The sequence below is a fragment of the Occallatibacter sp. genome (assembly GCF_049802275.1).
Classification (GTDB): domain Bacteria; phylum Acidobacteriota; class Terriglobia; order Terriglobales; family Acidobacteriaceae; genus Telmatobacter.
Window position 1 is genome coordinate 1 of the sequence record NZ_JBARMD010000363.1, and the last position, 7,588, is coordinate 7,588.

At 55.0% G+C, this 7,588-nt stretch carries 6 protein-coding genes and 1 tRNA gene; 5 read left to right on the forward strand and 2 right to left on the reverse strand.

All coding sequences use genetic code 11. From position 1 onward, the window contains the following. On the reverse strand, positions 1-1,034 hold a 1,034-nt coding region (locus tag WA354_RS12640; RefSeq protein WP_472813370.1), incomplete at its 3' end, for a TIGR04053 family radical SAM/SPASM domain-containing protein. Positions 1,035-1,173: 139 nt separating this feature from the next. On the opposite strand from WA354_RS12640, the gene WA354_RS12645 reads away from it, so the two are divergent. The 5 genes from WA354_RS12645 (at position 1,174) to ric (ending at position 7,418) form a co-directional block, all read left to right on the forward strand. Further along, complete coding sequence (locus WA354_RS12645; protein WP_472813371.1) at positions 1,174-1,878, forward strand: Crp/Fnr family transcriptional regulator; 705 nt, start codon at positions 1,174-1,176, stop codon at positions 1,876-1,878. Positions 1,879-1,954: 76 nt separating this feature from the next. Continuing rightward, complete coding sequence (locus WA354_RS12650; RefSeq protein ID WP_472813372.1) at positions 1,955-2,686, forward strand: DUF542 domain-containing protein; 732 nt, start codon at positions 1,955-1,957, stop codon at positions 2,684-2,686. 2 nt (positions 2,687-2,688) lie between these two features. Next, the gene (locus WA354_RS12655) at positions 2,689-4,047 is read left to right on the forward strand and encodes a hypothetical protein (protein WP_472813373.1); all 1,359 of its coding nucleotides are present in this window, start codon (positions 2,689-2,691) and stop codon (positions 4,045-4,047) included. A gap of 272 nt (positions 4,048-4,319) precedes the next feature. After that, positions 4,320-6,617 carry a nitric-oxide reductase large subunit gene (locus tag WA354_RS12660; RefSeq protein ID WP_472813374.1) on the forward strand — a complete coding sequence of 766 codons (2,298 nt, stop codon included), beginning with the start codon at positions 4,320-4,322 and terminating at the stop codon, positions 6,615-6,617. 81 nt (positions 6,618-6,698) lie between these two features. Next, positions 6,699-7,418, forward strand: a complete 720-nt coding sequence (gene ric, locus WA354_RS12665) for an iron-sulfur cluster repair di-iron protein (RefSeq protein ID WP_472813375.1) — start codon at positions 6,699-6,701, stop codon at positions 7,416-7,418. Between the two features lie 91 nt (positions 7,419-7,509). Here the strand turns inward: ric and WA354_RS12670 are convergent. Then, positions 7,510-7,583, reverse strand: a tRNA-Gln gene (locus tag WA354_RS12670). Positions 7,584-7,588 lie beyond the last annotated feature (5 nt).

The window sequence follows — 7,588 nt, forward strand, 5'->3', positions numbered from 1 at the left end:
AAAGCGTATGCGCGGGCTCGCGAGCCACCACAAATTTCCTTGAATTCGCACGATCCGCACTTTCCCTCGAGTTTCGAGGTATCACGCAGATTGAGGAACAACGGTGATTCGCGATAGATCGTGGCTAATCCGTGTTCGCGGATGTTGCCAGCCAAATATGGAAGAAATCCGCTCGGGAAGACATCTCCCTTATGTGAGATGAATAGAAATCCCTTGCCATCATTGAGACCCCGGGGTGCACGCCCGATCGCGTCTGCAGACCTCTCCTGCACACTACGAGAACTGAGCCCCGCCTTTCGTTCGGCGACATTTTGCTGCAGCACAAAGCGCCTGTAATGCTGAGCCTCTGTGGTTTTGATATCAAAGCTCGCGGTCTTTGACAGACCGTATACCTTCGCGAAGATTGATTCGAACTCCTCTGCACTCAGTAAATCGTTCAGCTTCCCACGTCCAGTAGGGACAAGGAAGAAAACACTCCAAAGCGTTATCTTCAACTTCTCCATCAGCGTGACAATCGCGTCAATTTCAGCAACATTCCTCCGGCTGAATGTTGTGTTGATCTGGACGGGCAGGCCGATCTCGTTTGCCCAGCGAACGGCATCAAGAGTCCGCGCAAAGGATCCACTCATTCCACGGAATAGGTCGTGGGTTTCGGCGCTCGCCCCGTCCATGCTCACCGCGAGACGAGCAAGTCCAGCCGCTTTGAGCCTGACAACGATATCTTTCGTCAGCAACGGCGTAGCACTCGGTGTCAATGAAACCCGGACTCCTACGGATCGAGCGTGACTGATCGGTTCAAAGAGATCAGGTCGCTTAATCGGATCACCTCCGGTCAGAACGAAGACGGGAACCTGCAGGGATGCGATCTGGTCGATCAGCTGCTTCCCCTCATCGGTGCTGAGTTCCAGGGGATTGCGATCAGGCTGGGCAGATGCGCGGCAATGTACGCAGGCCAGATCGCATGCCTGGGTCACCTCCCAGATGGCAATGAATGGACGTTCGTTGAAGTCGACTGTGTTGATTTGCGGGTTCATGAATTAATAAGACGCCGCACAGCCAGCGGACGCAGTGACCAAAGTCTCTTGCGCGGAGTCTCGTTAGGCCGGCTAGGGCGCAGCCCTGCCCCCCTCCGACGATGGCGCAGGTTTTTCGATAATGCCGTAGAATTCCCGAGTGACCCCTGAACGCACCGATCTCGCAACTGTCCTTGGAAAGACTGCACTCTTGTCGAGCCTCACTCTGGCGGAGTCGAAAACGCTCGCTGCGCGAACAGTTCGCAAACTATTCAGTGCGGGAGAGTTGCTTTTCTCAGAGGGCGAACCCTGCAATGGCCTTCACATTATTGCGAAAGGAAAAGTTCGCATCTTCAAGACATCCGTGGGCGGTCGTGAGCAAGTTCTGGCCGTGAATGTTCCGGGCGAGTCCGTTGCGGAATTGCCCGTCTTCGATGGTGGTCCATTTCCAGCTTCCGCTGTGGCCATTGACGATGTCGAAATTGCGTTCATTTCGCGACGGGACTTTCAGAGTTATTGCATGGAGCATCCAGAAGTTTCGCTCAAAGTGCTCCAAGTGGTGGGGGCTCGGTTGCGGCGCCTGGTGGGGATCATCGAGGAACTTTCATTTACTACGATCCGCCAGCGCTTGATTTCAGTATTACTCAGGCTTTCGGAGAACGAAGGCAGGAAAACCTCCCGCGGAATTGAGTTTCACCTTCCGGCAAGCCATCAGGAACTTGCCAATCAACTCGGAACAGTGCGCGAGTTGGTTTCCCGCAACCTTATGCGCCTCCAGGCCGAGGGGCTTCTGGATGTGGACGCGCGACAAATCGTAGTAAAGGACGTTGGCGGCCTCAAGGCTTTGCTGGAAACGACTTCCTAGAACTTTCTGGCTGCGAGTGACATAAGTTACTGATCTGCTCTTCGTAGATGGCTACGGTTGCAGGTGGAGAGTGCTTATGCCAACCTCAACTCAGTCCATCCGCGAAATCGTGACGCGGCATCCATCCTCGGCCAAAGTCTTTCATCGATTCGATATCGACATGTGTGCGCAGGCGGACCTGTCGCTGGAAGGAGCGTGCAGAAAGCTGCAACTATCCGTCGATCAAGTCCTCGAGAAACTGGCCGACTCGGAGGCCCAGGAAGGTGGCAGCACGGCCTTTGATCCGGAAACTCTTTCGCTCGCACGCCTCATCCAACACATCGTCCGCATTCATCACCATTGCGTTCGTCAAGAGCTTCCGAGACTCGCCGAAATGGCGTCAAAGGTGGCAGTGCAGCGCGGCGATCGTGCACCTGAATTGGTAAAAGTGGCAGAGTTGATCGAAAAGCTTCGTGGTGAGATGTATGCGCACATCGAGAAGGAAGAGCAGCTTCTGTTTCCGTTCATATCGCAGATGGATAGAGAATCGATCGTTGCTCATCCGCATGCGCAAGTCTGCTTTCGTTCAGTTACGCACCCCATCTCCATAATGGAACAGGAGCACGAATCTGCCGAGCATATTGTCATGGAGCTTATCGGCCTGACAAATCACTTTGAGCCGCCTGCGTGGGCCTGCGTCACTCATATCGCACTCTTTGCCGGACTTCGCGAATACGAGGCCGACCTCAGGCAGCACGTTCATCTCGAGAACGATGTTTTGTTTCCACGCGCCATTCAACTCGAAGCTGAACTCAAGGCGAGGAGCTAGACATGGCCGCGCTTCCGTTGTTTGAACCGATGGTCTCTTCAACCTCCACCCAAGAGAATGCGGCGAACATTGCTCGTGAACGCCAGAAGAGCCTGATGCTCCGCGCCTGGATCCTGAGCGGCCTCTTTTTTATGGCTTTGCCGGGGACATTGTTGGGATTTTCGAACCTGATGGCGATTAGTGCGCATCACGGTCTCGACGCACTACCCGCCGCGTGGATGGAAGGACATGGGCACGCACAGATGTTTGGCTGGATCGGTAGTTTCATTCTTGGCATCGGATTCTATTCACAGCCAGCGCATGGAAGGTCGGTCATTCGTCTGCCGTTTTCCTGCTATGTGCTTTGGGTATCCGGTGTCGCGATGCGATGGTTTGCGAACATTTATGGATGGCATTGGCGCGAACTGCTGCCGGTTTCCGCGGGATTTGAACTCATGGCGGTCATTCTGTTTCTCTACGCTGCCTCACACCATAGGCTGCCTGCAACAGCCCCGAGAAGCGGAGCGAAGCGTCCCATGGAACTCTGGATGGTTTCCGTCCTGGTCGGGACTGCGGGCCTCGCTTCCGCGGTGATTTTCAATTTTGTCGAGTGTTTTCGATTGTCCTTGCAAGGCGGTCTGCGGTCTTTTCCCCACTCGCTCGATCAGAAATATCTCGTCCTGCTTGGTTGGGGATTTGTGGTTCCGGTGGTGTGGGGTTTTTCAGCGCGATGGCTGCCGGCCTTTCTTGCGATCCCGAAGCCCAAAGTTCGTTGGTTTCGAATTGCTTTATCAATGGATATAGCGGGTGTTCTCGCCGGCGTGATGGGATGGCCCAAGCCAGCCACGATCCTTTTCGCCCTAAGTGCGGTCACGATCGGATATGCACTATGCCTTACAGAATGGCCGCATGGGCACGCTAAAACTCAGGGCATCCACCTAAGTTTTCCGACATTCATCCGCTTGGCCTATGCATGGTTGATCGTGGCCGGGTCGATGAGTGTATGGGCCGCATTCTCAGACGTTCATGGCGGAATCTGGGGCGCATCGCGTCACGCTCTTACGGTCGGATTCGCGGCAACGATGGTGTTCGCTATTGGTCCGCGCATCCTGCCTCACTTCACAGGTATCCAAAGCATCTTCAGCAAGCGCCTGATGCTTCTTAGCCTGCTGTGTCTTCAGACCGGATGCCTGCTGCGCGTTTCCTCTGAGCCTCTCGCATACGAAGGTCTGGTCTCATTTGCGTGGAAGGTATTGCCTGTCTCTGGGATGCTGGAACTGTCTGGAGTGTTGATTTTCGCTGTCAACCTGGCGCTCACATTTTTAGTCGGGCGCTCCGCCTTTGCCTTAAGCAGCACGAGTCAACGAGAGGCGGCGGTATAGTTGCGCGCACCCAAAGCGGGACACGAGTCGCCTGGTCGCAGTTCCCTACTCTTCTCCTGAGTTTGCCAAGTCGTAGGTCGCTCCCAGCCAGCACATGCTAATCGGCGCGAGGCACACAAGGTCAACGCAAAGTTCGGTGCAGAGAATACTTGAATTCCGGTGTCCGAGTCGATTTCTCATCTCGGTGTGACTAAAGTCCCTGCAATGCAGAGCGCCCGACGCTACCGTGAGCTTAGCGCGGCCTAGAGCGCGCGGTTTATCGAGGAGAAATTATGTCCTATAAGCGTTATTGGGTGGCCCTTGCCATCGTAATTATTGGGTCTTTCGGCGTTCTCGGTGGGGTCGGCAGGAAGATGATCAGCGAAGCTCCACCCATCCCAGACGTCTACAACACGGACGGCCAGCTTCTCTTCACTGGCAGTTCCATCACCGATGGCCAGGGAGTGTGGCAGTCGATCGGCGGGCAGGAGATCGGCACAGTGTGGGGACACGGAGCTTATGTCGCGCCCGACTGGAGCGCGGATTGGCTGCACCGGGAATCGGAGATCCTGCTGAACATCTGGGCGGTTAGAGCCGGGGCAACGAATTTCGAGGATCTCGGTCAGGACCAACAAGCGATCTTCAAGGCCCGGCTGATTCGTGAGATGCGAACCAACACCTACGACGCCTCGCGCAATCGCGTGACGCTAAGCGCGGATCGCGCCGCGGCGTTTGAGCAGCTTCGCGCCTACTACACCGACGTCTTTGCAGCAGGGCGATCCGAGTATGCCATCCCAAGCGGCGCATTGACGAACGCCGCAAAGCAGCATCAACTTGCCGCCTTCTTCTGGTGGACCTCGTGGGCTTGCAGCACGGACCGTCCGGGATCCGAGACAACTTATACGAACAACTGGCCTCACGAACCCCTTATTGGAAATGTTCCTACATCCGGCGCGGTCCTCTGGAGTGTATTGAGCTTCGTTGGATTGCTGGCGGGAATCGGGGGACTTGTCTGGTGGTATGCATCGCTGGAGAAGGAATTCGTTCACGGGCCTTATCCGCAAAGCGATCCATTCCTTCTCTTCAAGCCAACTCCCTCGCAGCGTGCGACGTTGAAGTATTTCTATGTGGTGGTCATTCTCTGGGGCGTGCAGATTCTGATGGGAATCCTGACTGCTCACTACGGCGTCGAAGGACAGTCCTTCTTTGGATTTCCGCTCGCCAAGTATCTGCCTTATGCGGTCACGCGTACATGGCACTTGCAAATCGCCATTTTCTGGATCGCAACCTCATGGCTGGCAACCGGTCTCTACGTTGGACCGGCTGTCAGCGGTCACGAACCGAAGTATCAGCGACTCGGTGTGAACGCGCTCTTCGGGGCATTGATTCTCGTAGTTGGAGGATCGCTCGCCGGGGAGTGGCTGGGCATCCAGCAGCGCCTGGGGAACATGTGGTTCTGGTTCGGCAGCCAGGGTTATGAATACGTCGATCTTGGCCGCTTCTGGCAGATTCTGCTGTTGGTAGGGCTGGTGCTGTGGCTCGTCCTGATGGTCGCGGCGCTCAAACCGGCACTTGTCCGCAAGAGTGAGGACAGATCGCTCTTAACGCTCTTTCTCATCTCCAGTATCGCCATTCCGCTTTTCTATTCTGCCGGACTGATGTACGGGCAGCGCAGCCATCTCGTTACCGCCGAATACTGGCGCTGGTGGGTCGTTCACCTATGGGTTGAAGGCTTCTTCGAAGTATTTGCGACGGTTGTCATCGGATTTCTGTTCACACGGCTCAGGTTGATCGAGATTCGGACGGCAACCAAGGCTGCTCTCTTTTCGACAACGATCTTCCTGTCAGGCGGAATTATCGGCACTTTCCATCACCTCTACTTCGCGGGAGCAACACCTGCAGTCATCGGCCTCGGTGCGATCTTCAGTGCATTTGAAGTTGTGCCGCTGACTTTGATCGGGTATGAAGCTTGGGAAAATATCCGCCTCGCGCAACCGACAAAGAAGTCTCAGTGGATCGCCAACTACAAATGGCCCATCTACTTCTTCGTTGCAGTCGCATTCTGGAATCTGGTGGGAGCAGGTCTGTTTGGCTTCCTTATCAATCCACCTATCTCCCTCTATTACGTGCAGGGACTCAACCTCACTCCCGTCCACGGTCATACGGCGCTGTTCGGTGTGTACGGAATGCTCGGTCTAGGTCTCACGCTGTTTTGCCTCCGCGCGCTGAATCCTGCTCGCAAGTGGAAGGAGACTCCACTGAAGCTTTCCTTCTGGTCGCTGAACTTTGGCTTGATCTTCATGGTCATCCTCAGCATGCTTCCGGTAGGCCTGTTACAAGCCTGGGCATCGATCGAACGCGGTACCTGGTACGCACGCTCGGCGGAGTTCATGCAGTCTGGCTCAATGCAGACTCTCCGCTGGATGAGAGTCCCGGGAGACATCCTTTTCGCTATTGGTGCAGCATTGTTTGCTTGGTTTGTGCTTGGACTGTTGACCGGACACTCCTACGACAAGCAAGGCTCCGCAGGTCAGGATGTTTCATCGCGCGAAACCAGCCGAGAAGAGAACATCGCTTTGGCAGGCCGCTAAATGGGGCCACTTCGGCTATGAGCGACCAAAGTCGCTGCAATCAACTTACCGCAACACTAACTTAGATTTGAGGAGATTGTTATGACAATTACAACCCAAACAGTTCGAGAGATAGCTCTCGAACAGCCGTCTTCGATTCGGGTTTTCGAGAAGTACGGGATTGATTACTGCTGCGGCGGACGCAAACCGCTGTCTGAGGCTTGCACCGCCGGCAATATTGAGATAGATGCAGTCCTTGCGGCTCTCAAAGTCGCTGCTCAGTCGACCGCGCCTGTTTCCACGGATTGGGCACAGGCATCGCTCGAAGTTCTGAGCGCGCACATCATAGATGTACATCACGCATATGTGAAAAGAGAATTGCCACGCCTTTCGGTTCTAGCACAAAAGGCTGTGAATCGCCACGGGGCGACGCAAATGGAACTCCGGACAATTCAATCGAAGCTGGCTGAGTTGGACGAAGAGTTGACACATCATCTCGCAAAAGAGGAGTCGATTCTATTTCCATACGTAGTACTTCTCGAACGTGCCTCGGCAAATTGCAGCCCCAAACCTCGAGGGTGCTTTGACTCTGTTGCCAGCCCAATCGCCATGATGACCCAAGAGCACGATGCGGCTGGAGCACTGCTCGCTGATATCCGGCGACTGAGCAACAGCTTCACTACGCCTCCGAATGCCTGCCCAACCTATCTCGCCTTTTATGACGGCCTAAGTGATTTCGAAAAGGATCTGCACCAGCATATCCATCTCGAAAACAATATTCTCTTTCCACGAGCGATCGAACTGGAGGCTCGCATTACCTAGTGGAACGAAACTGCAAATTACCGGCAGAAGGGTCGCTGATTACGCATTTGCCGCCACGAAAGGAGTTGAGGAATGCGAGGAAGTCCGTAATTGGCTGCCCCCCAGGGATTCGAACCCCGATAGGCTGCTCCAGAGGCAGCTGTCCTACCATTGAACGAGGGGGCAACAAG